General features: G+C 67.7%; 16 protein-coding genes. 4 read left to right on the top strand and 12 right to left on the bottom strand.

Annotated elements, in window-relative coordinates:
• The first annotated feature begins 2 nt into the window (after positions 1 to 2).
• Positions 3 to 1,094: an endonuclease/exonuclease/phosphatase family protein gene (locus G432_RS03450; RefSeq protein WP_015457425.1), complete on the top strand. Its 1,092-nt coding sequence runs from the start codon at positions 3 to 5 to the stop codon at positions 1,092 to 1,094.
• Positions 1,084 to 1,449, top strand: a complete 366-nt coding sequence (locus tag G432_RS03445; RefSeq protein WP_015457424.1) for a DUF983 domain-containing protein — start codon at positions 1,084 to 1,086, stop codon at positions 1,447 to 1,449. The genes G432_RS03450 and G432_RS03445 overlap by 11 nt, the downstream gene beginning before the upstream one ends.
• A gap of 15 nt (positions 1,450 to 1,464) precedes the next feature.
• Here G432_RS03445 and G432_RS03440 read toward each other — a convergent pair whose 3' ends face one another.
• On the bottom strand, positions 1,465 to 2,253 hold the full coding sequence (locus G432_RS03440) for a crotonase/enoyl-CoA hydratase family protein (RefSeq protein ID WP_015457423.1): 789 nt from the start codon (positions 2,251 to 2,253) through the stop codon (positions 1,465 to 1,467).
• A 114-nt stretch (positions 2,254 to 2,367) separates the two neighbouring features.
• Between G432_RS03440 and G432_RS03435 the strand changes: the two genes are divergently transcribed.
• Positions 2,368 to 4,419 carry a S9 family peptidase gene (locus G432_RS03435; RefSeq protein ID WP_015457422.1) on the top strand — a complete coding sequence of 684 codons (2,052 nt, stop codon included), beginning with the start codon at positions 2,368 to 2,370 and terminating at the stop codon, positions 4,417 to 4,419.
• 240 nt (positions 4,420 to 4,659) lie between these two features.
• A complete protein-coding gene (locus G432_RS22285; RefSeq protein ID WP_015457421.1) occupies positions 4,660 to 6,774 on the top strand; it encodes an AMP-binding protein in 2,115 nt (704 codons plus the stop codon).
• Here G432_RS22285 and G432_RS03420 read toward each other — a convergent pair.
• The 11 genes from G432_RS03420 to G432_RS03370 all read right to left on the bottom strand — a co-directional run bounded on the left by G432_RS03420 (position 6,771) and on the right by G432_RS03370 (position 17,442).
• On the bottom strand, positions 6,771 to 7,790 hold the full coding sequence (locus G432_RS03420) for a glycosyltransferase family 2 protein (RefSeq protein WP_015457420.1): 1,020 nt from the start codon (positions 7,788 to 7,790) through the stop codon (positions 6,771 to 6,773). The genes G432_RS22285 and G432_RS03420 overlap by 4 nt on opposite strands.
• Positions 7,787 to 8,848 (bottom strand): glycosyltransferase family 2 protein, encoded by a 1,062-nt coding sequence (locus G432_RS03415; RefSeq protein WP_015457419.1) that lies wholly within the window; start codon positions 8,846 to 8,848, stop codon positions 7,787 to 7,789. The genes G432_RS03420 and G432_RS03415 overlap by 4 nt, the downstream gene beginning before the upstream one ends.
• Complete coding sequence (locus G432_RS03410; RefSeq protein WP_015457418.1) at positions 8,835 to 9,878, bottom strand: acyltransferase family protein; 1,044 nt, start codon at positions 9,876 to 9,878, stop codon at positions 8,835 to 8,837. The genes G432_RS03415 and G432_RS03410 overlap by 14 nt, the downstream gene beginning before the upstream one ends.
• Before the next feature lie 87 nt (positions 9,879 to 9,965).
• Complete coding sequence (gene rfbB / locus G432_RS03405) at positions 9,966 to 11,039, bottom strand: dTDP-glucose 4,6-dehydratase (RefSeq protein WP_015457417.1); 1,074 nt, start codon at positions 11,037 to 11,039, stop codon at positions 9,966 to 9,968.
• Position 11,040: 1 nt separating this feature from the next.
• On the bottom strand, positions 11,041 to 11,898 hold the full coding sequence (rfbD, locus tag G432_RS03400) for a dTDP-4-dehydrorhamnose reductase (RefSeq protein ID WP_015457416.1): 858 nt from the start codon (positions 11,896 to 11,898) through the stop codon (positions 11,041 to 11,043).
• A complete protein-coding gene (gene rfbC, locus G432_RS03395; protein ID WP_015457415.1) occupies positions 11,895 to 12,437 on the bottom strand; it encodes a dTDP-4-dehydrorhamnose 3,5-epimerase in 543 nt (180 codons plus the stop codon). Before rfbC ends, rfbD begins: the two co-directional genes overlap by 4 nt.
• The gene (rfbA, locus tag G432_RS03390) at positions 12,437 to 13,324 is read right to left on the bottom strand and encodes a glucose-1-phosphate thymidylyltransferase RfbA (protein ID WP_015457414.1); all 888 of its coding nucleotides are present in this window, start codon (positions 13,322 to 13,324) and stop codon (positions 12,437 to 12,439) included. Before rfbA ends, rfbC begins: the two co-directional genes overlap by 1 nt.
• A 7-nt stretch (positions 13,325 to 13,331) precedes the next feature.
• Positions 13,332 to 14,129 (bottom strand): CpsD/CapB family tyrosine-protein kinase, encoded by a 798-nt coding sequence (locus tag G432_RS03385; protein ID WP_015457413.1) that lies wholly within the window; start codon positions 14,127 to 14,129, stop codon positions 13,332 to 13,334.
• A 45-nt stretch (positions 14,130 to 14,174) separates the two neighbouring features.
• Positions 14,175 to 15,620 (bottom strand): GumC family protein, encoded by a 1,446-nt coding sequence (locus tag G432_RS03380; RefSeq protein WP_015457412.1) that lies wholly within the window; start codon positions 15,618 to 15,620, stop codon positions 14,175 to 14,177.
• The gene (locus G432_RS03375) at positions 15,617 to 16,831 is read right to left on the bottom strand and encodes a hypothetical protein (protein WP_015457411.1); all 1,215 of its coding nucleotides are present in this window, start codon (positions 16,829 to 16,831) and stop codon (positions 15,617 to 15,619) included. The genes G432_RS03380 and G432_RS03375 overlap by 4 nt, the downstream gene beginning before the upstream one ends.
• On the bottom strand, positions 16,828 to 17,442 hold the full coding sequence (locus G432_RS03370; protein WP_051128791.1) for a polysaccharide biosynthesis/export family protein: 615 nt from the start codon (positions 17,440 to 17,442) through the stop codon (positions 16,828 to 16,830). The genes G432_RS03375 and G432_RS03370 overlap by 4 nt, the downstream gene beginning before the upstream one ends.
• Between the last annotated feature and the right edge of the window lie 318 nt (positions 17,443 to 17,760).

Genomic DNA, 17,760 nt, shown 5'->3' with positions numbered 1-17,760 from the left:
CCTTGGGCGGCGCCGGCGGATCGTTCTGCGTGCTGGCCTCGGCCGGGCTGATCGCAGCGCTGGCGGGCTGCACCGGCGCGCCGCCGTTGCGGACCATGGCGTGTGGCGCGGCTAGCGCCCCGGACATCGCGGTTTCGGCCGACGGCAGGACCGCCTCCACCCGCCTCAGCGTGCTGACCTACAATATCGAGGGGCTGGACTGGCCGGCGCGGTCGGGCCGGCCGGTGCAACTGCGCCAGATCGGCGAGCGGCTGGCGGCGATGCGCGCGGCGGGAACCGCGCCGGACGTGGTGCTGGTGCAGGAGATGTTCAGCCGCGCCGCCAAGAAGGCGGTGCGCGACAGCGGCTATCCGGCGATCGCGCCGGGGCCGAGCCGGCTGACCAGGGCGCCGAAGATCAAGCAGGAGCCGCTGCCCGGCAAATCCAAGTGGAAGCATGGCGAGGTGGGCCTGCGGCTGAAGGGCAGCGGGCTGGCGATCGCATCCGCCTATCCGCTGATCGAGACGCAGGTGCGCGCCTATAGCCGCAAGGCGTGCGCGGGCTTCGATTGCCTGTCCAACAAGGGGATCATGATGGGGCGGATCGCCATCCCCGGCGTTCCGGGTGAGATCGACATCTATGGCACGCACATGAATTCGCGCGGGGCATCCAAGGCGCCGGCGGTGCGCAACCTGGCCGCGCACAAGCGGCAGTCGCAGGAAGCGGCCGAATTCCTTGCGGAAACGAACGACGATGCCAATCCGCTGATCTTCGGCGGCGATTTCAACATGCGCCATTCGATCGATCGCTTCGCCGCCTTCAGCCATTATCAGCCGCTGGAGCTGGTTCACCGCATCTGCGCGGACCCGAAATCGGGCTGCGACGTGCGGATGAGCTGGGACGGCGACGAGCCGTGGATGGACACGCAGGACCTGCAATTCTTCTGGCCCGGCGATGCGGTGTCGATCCGGCCGATCCGGGTGGAGGCGATGTTCGATGGCGGCCCGAGCGGGCCGGTGCTATCCGACCATGACGGTTTCATGGTGACTTATGAGCTGAGCTGGCCGGCGGATTCCGCCTGCACAGGAGCCGGCGGAGGGCGGAGTGACGGATAAGGGGACGGGTGCCAAGGGCGATCGGCCGCTGGGCCTGGCGTTGAAGCGGGGCCTGCGCGGCCTGTGCCCGGCCTGCGGCGGGGCGCGGCTGTTCCGCCGTTTCCTGAAGCCGGTGGAGGCCTGCCCCGCCTGCGGCGAGCGCTGGGCCGAGCGGCGCGCCGACGATTTTCCCGCCTATCTGGCGATATTGGTGACGGGCCACCTGCTGCTGCCGGTGATCGTGGAAGTGAACATCCAGTTCGATGTCGGCACGCTCACCCAGATGATCGGCTGGCCGCTGGTCGCCGCCGGCATGGCGCTGGCGATGATCCAGCCGCTGAAGGGCGCGGTGCTGGGCCTGCTCTGGGCGCGATAGGAAGCCGGGGGCCGATCAGTCCGTGAAGCGGGGCGCCCGCTTCTGGAGGTTGGCCATGACGGCCTCCATCTGGTTGGGCGATCCGAGCAGGCGGAGCTGCTCGTCGCTTTCGGCCTGGAGGATGGCGGCGGCGTCGCCATCGGTGGCGAGGTTGAAGAGGCGTTTGGCGCCGCGCACGGCATCCGGGTTGCGGCCGGCGATTTCCGCCGCCAGCGCCAGCGCGTCTTCCAGCGGCGTATCGCTGGTGCGGGTGAGGAAGCCGAGCGCCTGCGCCTCGACCCCGTCGAATTCCCGCGCGGTATAGGTCAGTTCCCGCAGCACGTCGTCGCGCGCCAGCGTGCGCCACAGCGCGATGCCGGCCATGTCCGGCACCAGCCCCCACCAGCCTTCGCGAATGGCGAAGCGCGCCTGCGGATGGCCGAGGCGGATGTCCGCGCCCGACATGATCTGGAAGCCGCCGCCCAGCGCCACCCCATGCACCGCCGCGATCACCGGGAAGGGCAAGGCGCGCCAGCCCCAGGCCACCTGCTGCACGACATTGGCCGGGCCATGGGATCGCGGCCCGAGCTGGAACGGCAATTCGCCGCCCGCCATCGAGGCCATGTCCAGCCCCGCGCAGAAACCCCGGCCTTCGCCGGACAGCACGGCCGCGCGGACATCGGTGCGGCGGCCGAGATGGTCGATCGCCTCCACCAGCGCATCGAACATCGCCGGGTCGATGGCGTTCATCTTCTCGGCCCGGGCCAGCCGGACATCGGCGACATGGTTTTCGACCGTAAGGGTAACGCGATCCTTGAAGTTCATCTGTAGCCTTCCCGTGCTGCCGACCGTTCTGTGCGCCGCCAGGGCCGCGCTTCCAAGCGGAATCCGCTTCGCGTTGTTGCCCGACTCCGCACGCTTGCCCTATCCCCATCGCCCATGAAGAAACTCACCGCCGCGAGCCTCGCCGCGCTCGCCTTCGCCACGGCCGCCGCGCCCGTCGCCGCCCGCCCGCTTACCGCGCTCGACATGGTCGGGCTTTCGCGCGTTTCCGATCCGGTCGTATCGCCCGACGGGCGCTGGGCCGTGTGGCAGCAGCGCGAGACGGACCTCGCCGCCAACAAGGGCCGGACGGACCTGTGGCGGATCGACCTGAAGGCGAAGGGTGCGAAGCCCGAGAAGCTCGTCGCCGATCCCGCCGTGAACGAAAGCGCGCCCGCCTTCGCCGCCGATGGATCGCTGTGGTTCCTGTCCGACAAGTCGGGCGACGGCCAGGCGTGGCGCCTGCCGGCAGGCGCCGCCGCCCCGGTGCAGGTGACGAACATCCGCGAGGGAATTGCCGGCTTCCTGCTGGCGCCGACCGGAGACAAGCTGCTGGTGTGGGCGGACCGGTTGCCCGGCGCGCCTTCGGCCGAGCCGGCGATGGTGAAGAAGGATGCGAACGCCGGGTCCGGCCGCGCCTATGACCGGCTTTTCGTCCGCCATTGGGATATGTGGGCGGATGGCACGCGATCGCAGATCTTCGTGCTGCCGGTGGCGGACGGCAAGGCCGAGGGGCAGGGCCGCTCGCTGATGGGCGGGCTGATCGGCGACACGCCGTCCAAGCCGCAGGGCGGGGCCGAGGAGATCGCCTGGGCGCCCGACGGCAAGACCGTCTATTTCGCGCTGCGCGAGGCGGGGCGGATCGAATCGCTTTCCACCAATCTCGATATCTTCGCGGTGCCGGCGGACGGATCGACCGGGCCGGTGAACCTGACCGCAGACAATAAGGGCACGGACAACCTGCCGGCGGTGTCGCCGGACGGGAAGTGGCTGGCCTGGGCGGCGATGGCGCGCGCCGGCTATGAGGCGGATCGCATGGTGATCCACCTGCGGGAGATCGCGACCGGCAAGGTGACGGTGCTGACCGACGGCTGGGATCGTTCGGTGGAATCGATCCAGTGGGCGCCCAATTCGGACAGCCTGATCGTCACCGCGCACGATCATTTCGACCGGCCGATCTTCCAGGTGGATCGTGCCACCGGCAAGATCCGCCGGCTGACCGGCGACGGTTCGGCGGGCGGCATCGCCACCAATGGCAACGGGCTGGTCTATACCTTCGACAGCCTGACCGCGCCGGCCGACCTGTTCGCGCTGGACGAATATGGCAAGCCGACGCGGCTGACGCAGGTGAACGCGGCCAAGCTTGCCGGCGTCGACATGCCGGAAGCCACCCGCTTCAGCTTCGCCGGCGCCAATGGCGATACCGTCTGGGGCTATGCGGTGAAGCCGGCGGGGCTGGGCAAGGGCGCCAAGGTGCCGGTGGCCTTCGTCGTCCATGGCGGCCCGCAATCGACCATGGGCAACGGCTGGTCCTATCGCTGGAACCCGGCGGTGATGGCGTCCGCCGGCTTCGGCGCGGTGATGATCGATTTCCACGGCAGCATCGGCTACGGCCAGGCCTTCACCGATGCGATCAACAAGGATTGGGGCGGCAAGCCGCTGGAGGACCTGCAGAAGGGCCTTGCCGCCGCGACCGCGAAGTTCGGCTGGCTGGATGGGACCAGGGCCTGCGCGCTCGGCGGCTCCTATGGCGGCTATATGATGAACTGGATCGCCGGCAACTGGCCGGACCGGTTCAACTGCCTCGTCACCCATGCCGGCGTATTCGATGCCCGCGCCATGGCCTATGAGACCGAGGAATTGTGGTTCGACGAATGGGAGCATGGCGGCCCCTATTTCGAGCACCCGGAAGAGTTCGAGAAATGGAACCCGGTGAACCATGTGACGGCGTGGAAGACGCCGATGCTGGTGATCCATGGCGAAAAGGATTTCCGCATCCCTTACACGCAGGGGCTGGCGGCCTTCACCGCCCTGCAGCGGCGCGAGATCCCGTCGCGGCTGGTGGTGTTCCCGGATGAGAACCATTGGGTGCTGAAGCCCAAGAACAGCCTGCAATGGTATGCCGAAACGCTCGGCTGGATGAAGCGGTGGACGGGCAAGGCCGAATAGGTTGCGGCCGGCCGGTGGGGCCCCTATCGTCCCGCCGGCCCGGACGGAGATGGCGAGACGGCGACCCGTGAATCTGCAAAGCCATCCCAATGCCTTCTGCGAGCAGCGGCCGGAAACGGACGCCGCCCTCGGCCGGATTCTCCCGTTCAAAGGGGATGAACCCATGGCTCGCATCCGGGGGGTAGGCCGTGCAGCACGCCGCGATGCGGACGGCCGGATCGTCGACGGGCTGGAGCAATCATGACGGAACTCAACGCCAACCCGTTCCGAAGCATGTCCACCGTTGGCGTCGTGGCCACCAACAGCGCCGGCTATGTCCGCCAGATGATCGGCAATCTGGAACGGGGCCGGATTTCCGTGCCCCTGACGCGCGCGGACGACGATTATCGGCTGCGACAGACGTTCACCACCGATATCGCCGAACCGGAAAGCGGCGCGGGCTGGATCGATATGCCCTTTCGTTCCCGCGGGGGCGACGAGCCGGCACAGATTTCCTTTACATCCGGAACGCAGGGCACGCCCAAGGCGGTGTTGCTGAGCCACGGAAATCTCCACGACGTCGTGGTCCGCGTGACCGAGGCGATGGCGATCGACGAGGGAATCCGCGAATATATCGGCATTCCCGTCTATCACTCCTTCGGCTACGCCCGCTGCCGCATCGTCCTCAATGCGGGCGGGCGCGCCTTCATCCCCGAACATGGCTTCGATCTTCAGGAGATCCAGCGGATGCTGCAGGCGGGCGAGATCAACGCGATCTCGGCCGTTCCCACCCTGTGGCGCATCTTCCTGGCGGCGCGCGACCGGTTCGGCGCCGAGCTGGAGCGCGTGCGCTGGGTGGAGATCGGCAGCCAATATATGTCGGGGGAAGAAAAGGCCGCCCTTCGCGCGGCTTTGCCCAATGCCCGGATCGTCCAGCATTACGGCCTGACCGAAGCTTCGCGCACGACGCTCCAGAGCATCGACCGCGAGCCTTTGGAGACGCTGGATTCGGTGGGCGAGGCGCGCGGCGGCGTGGAGATCCGCATCAATGCGCGCGGCCGCATCGAGACCAGGGGGCCGCACGTCGCCCTCGGCATATTGGACGGCGGCAAATGGCAAGCGATCGGCCGGGACGAATGGCTGGAAACGTCCGACATGGGCCGGATCGAGGATGGGCGCCTCTATTTTCTGGGCCGCGGCGATGACGTGATCAACATCGCCGGCATCAAGCTTTCGCCCGATCTGCTCGAAAGCGCGGTGCGCCGGTCGCTGGAGGAGCAGCAGGTCGATTCCGGCGATTTCGCGCTGCTGCGGCGGGCCGATCCCCTGCGCGGGGATGGCATTGGCCTGGTCGTGACGCCCGCGACGTCGATGGTGCGCGACCAGCTTGTCGAGGCGATTGCCAGCCACGCCCAGGCGCTGGGCGTCAATGCGCGCAGCGCCATCACGGTTCATGAGGTCGAAAGCCTGCCGCGCACCGACACCGGAAAGATTCAGCGCACGATGCTGGCGACCCTGCTGAACGGCAAGCCCGCCGCCCATCCCGGCAAAGCCCTGCGCGTGGACGAGCAGGCCGAGCCCGAAAGCTTCGCGCGCCTGCTGGAGACGTGCCTGGGCCGGCCTGTCGATCCGGCGCAGAGCTTTGCCGGGATGGGCGGCGATTCTCTTGGCCATTTGCAGGTCGCGCTTGCGCTCGAGCGTGCGCTCGATGGCGCGCCGGCGGGCTGGGAATGGCTGCCGCTGGGCGATCTGATCGCGCAGGTGGATGCGGCCGGCGATTTCGCCACCCTCATGGCCCAGGGGGAAGGGGGCGCGCCGCCGCTGCCCGATGGCAGCCGCAACATGAACCCGCCGGGTATTTCCTTCTGGTCTCTGGTCGCCGAGGATTATCGCGCCAACGGAAGCAAGCTGTCGAGCCAGGGCTTCCTCATGCTGTTCATCCACCGCTTCGGCAACTGGCGTATGGGCGTGCGGCTGAAGCCGCTGCGCATGCCGCTGACGGTGGCCTACCGTTTCCTCAACAAGCTGGCCCAGATCCTGTTCGGGATGAAGCTGGATTACACGGTCAAGGTCGGACGCCGCGTCAGGCTCGAACATTTCGGGGGAATGATCCTGGGCGCGCGCGCGATCGGGAATGACGTGGTCATCCGGCAGAACACGACATTCGGCATCCGTTCGATGGAGGATCTGAACGCCAAGCCGATCATCGGCGATGGCGTCGACATCGGCGCCGGGGCGGTCATCGTCGGCAACATCACGATCGGCGAACATTCGGTGATCGGCGCCAATTCCGTCATATTCACCAATATTCCGCCTTACTCCATCGCCATGGGCGTCCCGGCGAAGGTGGTCGGCCAAGCCCGGCGGCCGGCCTAACCCTTATATTCGATCAGCTGCGAGGCCGCGCCGGACAGGCGGCGGCGGTGATAGAGCAGGACGCCGGACAGTTCGGCGAACTTGCCGGCGACGATCAGCGCCGCCCAGCGCAAGGCGAAGCCCGGTGGGTCCTCGGCCACCCGCGCGCGGCGGGCGAGGCGGAGGATCTGGAGCGGATAGGCCAGGGCGAGCACCGCCGCGACCGCGAAGCCGGCCGGGGTGCCGAAGATTCCCGCCAGCAGCGCGAGCAGGATCGCCGCCGGCAGCAGCCCGGCCCAGGCGAGGATGCTGCGCACCTGCCGCGCCCATAGCGGATCGGGCGCCCCCCGCCCGCGCCACGCCAGCTCCGCATAGGCATGGCCGCTGCGGCTGGCCCGTCGCCAATATTGCCCGAAGCGGTGCATGGCGGCGTCGTGCAGGGTCATTTCCGCGTCGATGCGGCGGATGCGGTGGCCGGCGGCGCGCAGGCGGGCGCAGAGATCCGGCTCCTCTCCCGCGATCAGGGTGGGATCATAGCCGCCGGCCGCGATCAGCGGGCGCGCGCGGAACAAGGCATCGCCGCCACAGGCCAGCGCCTCGCCCACCGGCACATTCCATTCACGGTCGCACATGCGGTTGTAGATGCTGGCTTCGGGAAAGCGCTCCCGCCGTCGGCCGAAGACGACGGCAAGGCCCGGCTCCGCATCCATCGCCGCCAGCGCGGCGGGCAGCCAGCCGGGATCGAGCGTGCAATCCCCATCGATCATCTGGACATAGTCCGGCGCTTGGCCGCCTGCCGTTTCGACCAGCGCCTCCAGCCCAGCATTGCGGGCGCGGGCGGCGGTGAAGGGGGTGCCCATGTCCAGCTCCACCACTCGCACGCCCATCGACCGGGCAAAGGCGACGCTGCCGTCGCTGGAGCCGGAATCGACATAGACGGCCGGCGCGCCGGGCGGCAGCGAGCGGAGGCAGGCCTTCAACCTTTCCCCTTCGTTGCGGCCGATGGCGACGATGCCGACGCGGCCGTCCACCGTCATCGCGCGGTTTCCATCCAGGCGGGCGGCTGATCGGGCGGGTCGTTCCAGCGGGCGACGGTGGGCCGGCGATCGCCGGGGCGCGGGGCCAGGCTGAGGCGGAGATGATCGGTGGCCTCCGGCGCCGCGGCGGGCTGGCCGCGCGTCAGCCGCAATGCCTCGCGCAGCTTCCATAATGCCCGGCCCGCCATCCAGGCGAGCGTGGCCGCGACCAAAGTGGCGGTGCCCCCGGTCCGCACGAAATAGCGCCGCCGCGAATTGAACCAGTAAGCCGGGCGGCGCGCGACATTGGCCACGTTCACGCCGGTGGCGGCCCCGCCGACATGGAAGACGCGGCTTTGCGGTTCATGCGCGACGCCCCAGCCGGCGGCGCGCAGGCGGCGCATCAGCTCGACCTCCTCGAAATAGAGGAAGAAGCCGTCGTCGAACAGGCCGACCTCGCGCAGTGCCTCGGCGCGCAGCATCACGCTGGCGCCCGTCACCCAATCGGGATCGCCGGCATCCTCCACCAATGTCGGCCGGATGCCGAAGGCGCGGCCTAGCGCGGGGGTGGCGCTGCCACGCAGGAATTCGCGGCCCACCGAGGGGAAGCGGAAGGCGCTGCCCACCGTGGCGCCGTCCGGCCGGAAAAGCTGGCTGCCGACCGCCGCGTGGCGGGGATGGGCGGCAAGCCATTGCGCGAGCAGGGCGACGGCACCGGGGGCGATCTCCGTATCGGGGTTGAGCAGGTGGATATAATCCGGCGGATCGTCTTGCTGGAGCAGGCGGAGCATTGCCTGGTTGTTGGCCCAGCCGAAGCCGCCGTTGATCGGCAGCGGCAGCAGCCTGGCCCAGCCCTGGAAACGGGGATCGGCAAGCCCGGCCGCCAGCTTTTCCGCCGATCCGTCCCCCGATCCGCCATCGGCCACCACCACTTCCAGGCCCGGCAGCGCCGCGCGCTCCGCGGCCAGCGTCTCCACGCAGCGCAGCGCGAGATCGGGGGTGCGGTAATTGACGATGACGATGGCGACATGCGGGGCGACACGGGCGGCGGCGTGCGGCGGACGTTCAGCTTCTGACATATTTCCCCAACCCGAGAATCGGCGAGAGTTTCCGCCGCCCGGCAAATTCATACAAGCCCAAGGGGCCGAGCAGGCCGACAATCGTGCCGATCGCCAGCAGCCATGCCGGATCGAGGGCGAGGCCCATCTTCTGCACCGCCATCCTGAACCCCGCCGTGAAGAAGGTATGGGCGACATATATCGCCATCGATGCCTGGCCCAGGCGGACCAGCCAGGGCATCCGGCCGCGCAGGATGATGGCGAGCGTGGTCGTCATCGCGATGCCGGCGCCCGCGCCCACATAGAAGAGGATGGTGTGATCGGCGCCGCCGAGCGCCACGACCGTCTGCAGCAGGCGCGTGGCGGCGAAGATCAGCGCGCCGCCCAGAAGAATGGTCGCAAGCGTGGGCGTGTCGAGATATTCGCCCCGCATCGCCGGCCACCGGCCCACCGCGATGCCCATGAGGAAGAAGGGAAAGAGCTGGGCGGTTTGCAGGATCATGTTGCCCGAGCCGAAATATGCGTGCGCGGCGATGCCCGTGCCGGCGATCACCGTCAGCAGGCGGAACCGGTCCCAGCCCGCCGCCACGACCAGGCAGCAAAGGAACAGGGCATAGAGGAACCAGAATTGCGCCACGGGCCGCACGCCGATGCCGGCAAGATCGTGGAGATCGAGCGGCCTGTTGGCGCTGCCCGTGGCCATCACGGTGAGGACATGCAGCGTCGACCAGAGCAGATAGGGCCAGGCGATGGCCTTCAGCTTTTCCGTCAGGAAAGCCGGGCGGCCCGCCGCCAGCGCCTGTTCGACATGCAGGCCGGCCAGGAGGAAGAATAAGGGCATGTGAAAGGCGTAGATGGCGCCATCGAAATCCCGCACCGCCGGATCAAGCGGCATCATGCCCGCTTCCACGAAGCCGCGTTCGGCATGCGCGAGCACCACGAGGAAGATGCCGATGCCCCTTGTGGCATCGATCCAGGATATACGCCGGCCGCGTTCCACCTCCGCCGGCAGCGCGATCGCCGCGCTGGCCAGCGCCTGTCCCTCTCCCATAACGGCTCCCCCCGTTTGAGATCGAATGGTCCGTTATGGATAGATGTAAAATCGTTACGGGGGAAAGCGATTCGATTCGGGTCCGGATCAATCCCGCACGCGCGCGGCACGGCCCTGGATCGCGCGCCACCAGCCTTCATTGGCGAGATACCATTGCAGCGTCGCCTGGAAATGCTCCGCAAAGCCGTGGGCGGCGGCATAGCCCAGCTCGCGCCGGGCCTTGCCCTCGTCGATGGCGTAGCGGCGGTCATGGCCGGGCCGGTCGGTGACGTGGGTCTTGAGCGTGGCGGTCGGCCGGTCCTTCGCGGGCGGCGCATCGGGGAAGCGGCGGGCGAGATCGGGATCGGCGGCGAAGGCGGCGTCCACCGCCGCGCACAGCGTATCGATCACCTGCAGGTTCGCCAGTTCCTGCCCGCCGCCGATGCAATAGGTTTCGCCCGCGCGCCCGCGTTCCAGCGCCAGCTCGATCCCGCGCACATGATCGCCGACATAAAGCCAGTCGCGCACCTGCATGCCATCGCCGTAGATCGGCAGGTTGCGGCCGCTGAGCGCATTCAGGATGAACAGCGGGATCAGCTTTTCGGGAAACTGGTAGGGGCCGTAATTGTTCGAGCAGTTGGTGGTGACGACATCCAGCCCGAAGCTGTGATGATAAGCGCGGACGAGGTGGTCCGACGCCGCCTTGCTGGCGGAATAGGGCGAATTGGGCGCATAGGCCGTGGTTTCACGGAAGGGCGGGTCCTGCGGCCCCAGCGTGCCGAACACCTCGTCGGTGGAGATATGGTGGAAGCGGTGGGGGGTGCCGCTGCCCTTGTCCAGCCAGGCTGCGCGGGCGGCCTCCAGCAGCACCAGCGTGCCACGGACATTGGTGTCGACGAAGGCGGCCGGCCCCGAAAGCGATCGATCGACATGGCTTTCGGCCGCGAAATGGACGATGCGATCGATCGCATGATCGGCCATCAGCCGGTTCACCAGCGCCTCGTCGCGAATATCGCCTTCGACGAAGACGATATCCTCCACGCCGTCCAGGCTGGGGCGGTTGCCGGCATAAGTGAGCGCGTCGAGCACGACGATGCCGTCATTCGGCCGGCTGGCGCGCCAGTGGCGGACGAAGTTCGCGCCGATGAAACCGGCGCCGCCGGTGATGAGCAGGTTGGCCATTTCAGTTCCTTCGGGCGGCCATCGCGGCGCGCAGTTCCTCGCGCCAGTGGCGCGCGATGCCGGTGATGCCCCAGGCCGCGCTCTTGTCGAGTAGCGAGAAAGCGGGGCGGGCCGCGGGGGTGGGATAATCGGCGGTGGCGATGGGCCGGACGGCGGCGGCGCGGATGGGAAGGCCGGCGGCGATCGCCTCTTCCCGGATGGCGACGGCGAAATCATACCAGCTTGCGACGCCGGCGTCCGTCCAGTGGAGGACGCCGCGCGCGTCCGCCATGGCGAGCGCCCACAGGGCATGCGCCAGCGAGGCGGCGTGGGTGGGGGTGCCGACCTGGTCGGCAACGACGGCAAGCTCGTCCCGCTCGGCCATCAGCCGCAGCATGGTTTCCAGGAAGTTGCGGCCATGCGCGGCATAGACCCAGGCGGTGCGGACCACCAGCACATCGGCATGTTCGGCCAGCGCTGCCGCTTCGCCGGCCAGCTTGGTGGCGCCATATACGGAAAGCGGCGCGGTGGAATCCGCCGGGCGATAGGGGCGGGAGGCGGTGCCGTCGAACACGAAATCGGTGGAGACATGGGCCAGCCGCGCGCCGACCGAACCCGCCGCGCGGGCGAGATAGCCGGGGCCATCGGCGTTGATGCGGCGGGCGGCATCCCGTTCCGTTTCCGCCTTGTCCACGGCGGTATAGGCGGCGGCGTTGACGATCAGCGCCGGGCGGAGGCGATGCACGGCATCCTCGACGGCGGCTTCATCGCCGATATCGAGCGCCGCCCGATCCAGCCCGATCGCCTCCACGCGGGGCGGGGCGGACGCCAGCAGCGCGCGGCCGAGCTGGCCGGCGGCGCCTGTGACCAGCACCCTCATGCGTAGGTGGGGGCGTCCGCCAGCGGCAGGCCGGCGGCATCCTTGGCGGAAAGGGCGGGTTCCATCTCCAGCGGCCAGGCGATGCCGATCGCCGGATCGTTCCACAGCAGGCTATGCTCGTCGGCCGGATCGTAGAAGGTCGTGACCTTATACTGGAACTCCGTCCTGTCCTCGAGCGCGAGGAAGCCGTGGGCGAAGCCGGGCGGTATCCAGAACAAGCGGGGCTCGTCCTCCGACAGCGGCACCGCCTGCCAGCGGCCGAAGGTGGGGGAGGATCGGCGCAGATCGACCACCACGTCATAAGCCCGGCCGCGCGTGACGCGGACCAGCTTGCCCTGCGGATTCTTGAGCTGATAATGCAGGCCGCGCAGCACGCCCGCGGCCGAGCGGCTGTGATTGTCCTGCACGAAGCTTTCGCTGAAGCCGGCATCGGCGAACCGGCGCTGGTTCCAGCTTTCCAGGAAGAAACCGCGATCGTCGCCGAAGCGATCGAGATCGAACAGCTTGAGCCCCGGCAGATCGAGATCGGTGACGATCATCAGGCACCTTCCTCCAGCAGGCGGAGCAGGTAGCGGCCGTAGCCGCTCTTTTCGAGGGGGCGGGCGATGGCGCGGAGGGCATCGTCGTCGATGAAGCCCTGGCGCCAGGCGATTTCCTCGGGACAGCTGATCTTGAGGCCCTGCCGTTCCTCGACGATCCGCACATAATTGGCGGCATCGAGCAGTGCGCCGTGGGTGCCGGTATCGAGCCAGGCGAAGCCACGGCCCAATTGGGTGACGTGGAGCTTGCCGGCTTCAAGATAGAGGCGGTTGAGATCGGTGATCTCCAGCTCGCCACGGGCGGAGGGGCGGAGCGTCGCGGCCAGCGCGGGCGCATCGGCATCGTAGAAATAAAGGCCCGTGACCGCCTGGTTCGACCTGGGCTGGACCGGCTTTTCCTCGATCGTTTCCGCCCGGCCCGTGGCATCGAAGGAAACCACGCCATAGGCCGTGGGATCGCTGACGCTGGTGGAAAAGACGGTGGCGCCTTCCGTCCGCGCGTCCGCCGCGCGGAGCAGTTCGGGAAAGCCGTGGCCGTAGAACAGGTTATCACCCAGCACGAGGGCCGATGGCGCATCCCCCACGAAATCCGCGCCGATATGATAGGCCTGGGCCAGCCCTTCCGGCTTCGGCTGGACGGCATATCGGATGGCGAGGCCCCATTGGCCGCCATCGCCCAGCAGGTTGCGGAAGCCCGCCGCCTGATCGGGCGCGGTGATGACCAATATCTCGCGGATGCCGGCGAGCATCAGCACCGTCAGCGGATAATAGATCATCGGCTTGTCATAGACGGGCATCAGCTGCTTGCTGACCGAATGGGTCAGCGGGTGCAGCCTGGTGCCCGATCCTCCTGCGAGGATGATGCCGCGCCGGCCGGTTTCCGCCATGATGTTCCTAGCTGTAATATTCGGCGTACTTCTGGCTCTGGCCGTAGCCATAGCCATAATCGTCGCCCATCAGGCCCCCCTGGTAGCGATTGAGCACCGTGCCCAGGCACGGCGCGGGCGAAAGCAGGGCGAAGGTGTCGCGCACCTGCTTGCGGGTTGTCACCCCTTCCTCGACCACGAGGATGTAGGCATCGATCTTCTGCGCGATGATGACCGCATCGTCATTGGCGAAGACGGGCGGCAGATCGCACAGGCACATGCTGTTGTCCGGCAGGCGGCGCATGTCCTCGATCAGCCGGTCCATCGGCGCGCCGGCAAGAAGCTCGGCCGAATGATGCTGGTTTTCGAAGCTGGGGAACAGGCTGAGCCGTTCGCCCGCGACATCGCGCGCGACCGAGGTGAGATCCGGGATGCGGCCGTCGAGATAGTCGGTCACGCCCACTTCGCCTTCCAGCCCGAAATATTCGGCCAGCGAGGAACGGCGAAGGTCGAAATCGAACAGATAGGTATGCATCTCCGGCGTGCGGGCCATCGCGGCCGCCAGATTGCAGGCGATGAACGATTTGCCCACGCGCGGGGTGGCCGATGTGATGCCGATCACCCGCCAGTTGCGGCTGCGCGCCAGCTTCAGCACCTGCGAACGCAGCAGGTTGAACGGGCGGGAGCGCTGATCCCGGCTGTTGAAGCCGTAGATATGCTTGTCCAGCAGCCCTTCGATCGGCGTTTCCACCGTCGCCGTGCCCGGCGGCGGGATCACCGACGGAAGCAACTGGCTGGCCTGGCCTTCGATGCTTTCAACACTCAAGACTGCACTTCCTTCGATTGAGCATCCGCATCCGAAAGGGCGGCATCATGCCGTCTTGGCCGGCTTCTTGCGACGCCAGAACAGATAGCGATGCCATCTAGGCTCGCTGTCGCGGAAGGTGGGCACGACGACAAGCGGCGCCACGCCCAGCAGGTTCTGGAGCGCGGCGACGCCACGGATCGGCCTCAGCAGCAATTCCCACAGCATCGCCAGCACCAGCCCCAGCGCGGCGCCCCCGGCGATTCCGCCGAGGATCAGCATCGGCCGGTTGGGGGAGCTGGGCTTGTCCGGCACCACGGGCGGATCGATCACCGTCAGCCGCTCGCCGCGCTGCTCGCTTTCCATCTTGGCCGATGCCTGGGCGGCCATGAGGTTGGCCGAGACGCGATCATAATTGGCGCGCAGGCCGTCGGCCCGGGCCTGGAGCTGGGCGATCTGCTCCATCACCAGCGGGGCCGCTGACTGGGCGGCGATCGCGGCGCTGGAGCGGGACTGTTCGGCCCCGCGCGCGGCCTGGAGCTGCGCGATGGTGGCGTTGTTGGCGGCGATCTGCGCGCCGACCGAGGAGCCGCGCATGTTCGTCGCCACCCGCGCGGTCGCCGCCTGGCGCGCCTCGCGCAGGCGTTGCTCGGCAAGCTTCACGTCGGGATGGTTATCCGAATAGACCGCTTTGGCGTTATCCAGCTGCTGGGTGGCGGCGACCACCGCCGGATCGAAATCGACCGAAGCCTGCGTGCGCGCCTGCGCCTGCAACTGGGCGTTCTCGCGCTGGAGCTGGGCGATCTGCGTATCGTAGGACCCGCTGCTCATCACCGGCCCGCCGGCGTTGGAGAGCGCCATGCCGTTGCGGGCCTTGATTTCCTCGATCTGCTTTTCGAGGCCCTGGAGCTGCCCCTGGATGCTGGCCGCCTGATCCTGAAGGAAGGTGACGGTGCCGGCGGCGGCGGCGGCGGAGCCGGCGGAATCGAGCTTCAGCAGCCGTTCGACGAAATCCTGCGCGACCAGCTGGGCGCGCACCGGATCGGAATAGTTGAACGCTAGCGAGAAGGCGATCGTCGAGGAGCCCCGGTTGGAGGAACGCTCGATATCCGCGTTCACCGGGGCGATGAACGTCGATGCCCGCATCTTGTCGATGATTTCCGACAAGGGCTGCGAACGCCGTTCGGCGGGATAGAGATTGTTGTTCTGGATAAGCTCGATCAGGTCGGGCCGGCTGAGGATCTGCTGGCGGATCTTGGCGATGCGCTGGTCGATCAGGCTGGTGAGCGGCGATCCCACCAGATTCTGCGGCAGTTCCTGCGATTCGACCAGCAGCATCGCGCTGGAGCGATAGGTGGCCGGCATGAAGATGGCGGCGGCAAGGCCCGCGACCGTGCCCGCCAGCAGCGGCGCCAGCACGAACCAGCGGCGCTGCCAGAGAATGGTGGGCAGATGGCCGAGGAGGTTTTCCGAAACCTCTTCCGCGTCCTGCCCCGGCAGATTGGCGTTCATCGACGATCACCCAACGTATAAGCCAGCCCCAGCCTGCCCGAAATATCCGCGGGAGGCGAGACCGTTGAACGATATATGTCGCGATAGCCCACATAGGCCGTGACCCGGAGGCGTTCGTTGAGGCTGCGCGAATATAAGGTCGATACAGTCAGATAATCGCGCGATCCCGAGGTGGGCAGCGCCGCGTTGCCGTTGCGCGAATAGGATATCCGGCTGGACAGCGAGCTGCGTTCGCTGAGCTTGTAGCTGTGGGTCAGATGGCCCTCGGTCTCGTTGCGCACCCCGCCGAAGCCCGTGGCCGTGGTGCTGCGCGAGCCGCCGATGCAGAGATTGCCCCTCGATCCTTCGCGGCAGACCTCGATATTGCCGGTGAAGGCGGTGCTGTTGTCGTTCCCGGTCAGCAGCTTGCGCTGGGTGAAGGAGACGCCGGCCCCGGCGGCCAGCGTCCAGCCGCCGCCGAAGCGCCGCGAATAAGTGAGCTGCGGGCTGATGATCCGCGAATCCCGGCCGGCGGCTTCATAATCCACCTCGGTATAGGTGACCGACGCGCCCAGCGACGAGGTTTCCGAGATGGCGTGGCTGTAGCCCAGCGTGCCGCCATAGGAGACATAATCCTGCCCGACCTCGATCGGCAGGCGGCTATTGTCCGGATAGTCGCTCTTGGTGGCGCGGAAATCGGCGGACCAGCTGTCGCGGGCATTGGGCCGGTAGGTGAGGCCGGCCGATCCGTTGAGCATGTGGCGGCGCTGGCGTGCGCCGATCAGGCCGATATCGGGATTTTCGGGCAGTTCCGGATCGACGAGGTCGCCATCCGGATCGTCCGCGCCGACGATCGAGCTGTCGAAGGAGAGCAGGGCGCGCGCATCGATCTTCTCGCTCAGCTGGCGGGTGGCCCGGACCGAGCCGCCATAGGCGTTGGAATCGTTGTAGCGGCGGAAATATTCGGTGCGGCGGTAATAGGTCGTGATGTCGGTGCGCCCCCGCGCGCCGGTGATCGCCAGGCTGGGGCGGATCGCGCCCTCCACGAAGCCGCTATCCTTATCCCCGACATCGTTGAGGAAAGGATTGCTGGCATAGCCGGCGGAGGCCGAGACATCGACCTTGCCGGTGATTTCCGCGCGCGCGGCCGCAAGCGGCGCGGTTACCGCCAGGCCGGCGGCGGCGATGTGGATGGCGGCTGGACGACGGCGACGCGAACCCTTCAGGCTCATGGGACGATCACCGTATCGCCGCTCTGAAGCTGGGGCAGGCCATCGGCGGCCAGATCGGCGCTGCTGGGCGATCCGCGCAGCGCGCCAGACAGGCGCACCTTCATCGGCACGAGATGGTCGCCCTGCTTGCGCAGGATCGTGACGTTGGAGACATCGGCGAACTCGGTCGGCCCGCCGGCAATGCCGATCGCCTCGAGCACGTTGATATATTTGCCCGGCGTGAAGCTGCCCGGCGACCGGACCTTGCCGATCACCGACACCTGCATGCCGGAGGGCGAGCGCACGGAGACCGTGACCTGCGGCACCTGGCCGCGATACTGCGCCTCCAGCCCCTTGGAGATCACCTGCTCCAGATCGGTCGGCAGCTTGTTGAGCGCGTCGATTCGGCCGACGAGCGGGAAGCTGAACGTGCCGTCCGGCAGCACGCGGATGGTGCGCTGCAACCGCTCCTCGCCCCAGACATAGACTTCAAGCTCGTCGCCCGGATTGATGCGATAGGCCTTGAGCTGCTGGGCGGGCGGGGCGGCCGCCGGCTTGTCCTGGGCGACGGCGGGCGCGGCCACCGGAACGACAAGAAGGGCGGCGGCCAATATGTTTTCGCGCAATTTCATGGTCTCGATGTCCCATCCCCGCTGGACTTCGTGAAGCAAGCCCATATCGCATGACGGTTTCGCACCGCCACATAAAAAAGAAAAGGCCGGCACGTTCGCGAGCCCCCAAGACGCGACGAGCCGGATCGATCCGCTTTGTTATCCCGGCCGAAGGTTCGACAACGCGGCCGGCGCCATCTTCTCCGATCGACGGCCGAAAGATGCACGGTAACGCTGAAAGTTCCATTAACGAAACATTCCGCAATGCGCGTTATCCCGGAAGCGGGCGCCTGCGCGCCGGGATCGCCGCTGGCCGATCCGCGCGGGCATCTGTCGCCC

The organism is Sphingomonas sp. MM-1, assembly GCF_000347675.2.
In the GTDB taxonomy this organism is placed as follows: Bacteria; Pseudomonadota; Alphaproteobacteria; order Sphingomonadales; family Sphingomonadaceae; genus Sphingomonas_E; species Sphingomonas_E fennica.
Note: the sequence above shows the minus strand (reverse complement) of the source record. Positions and strands in the feature narration are given on the sequence as shown.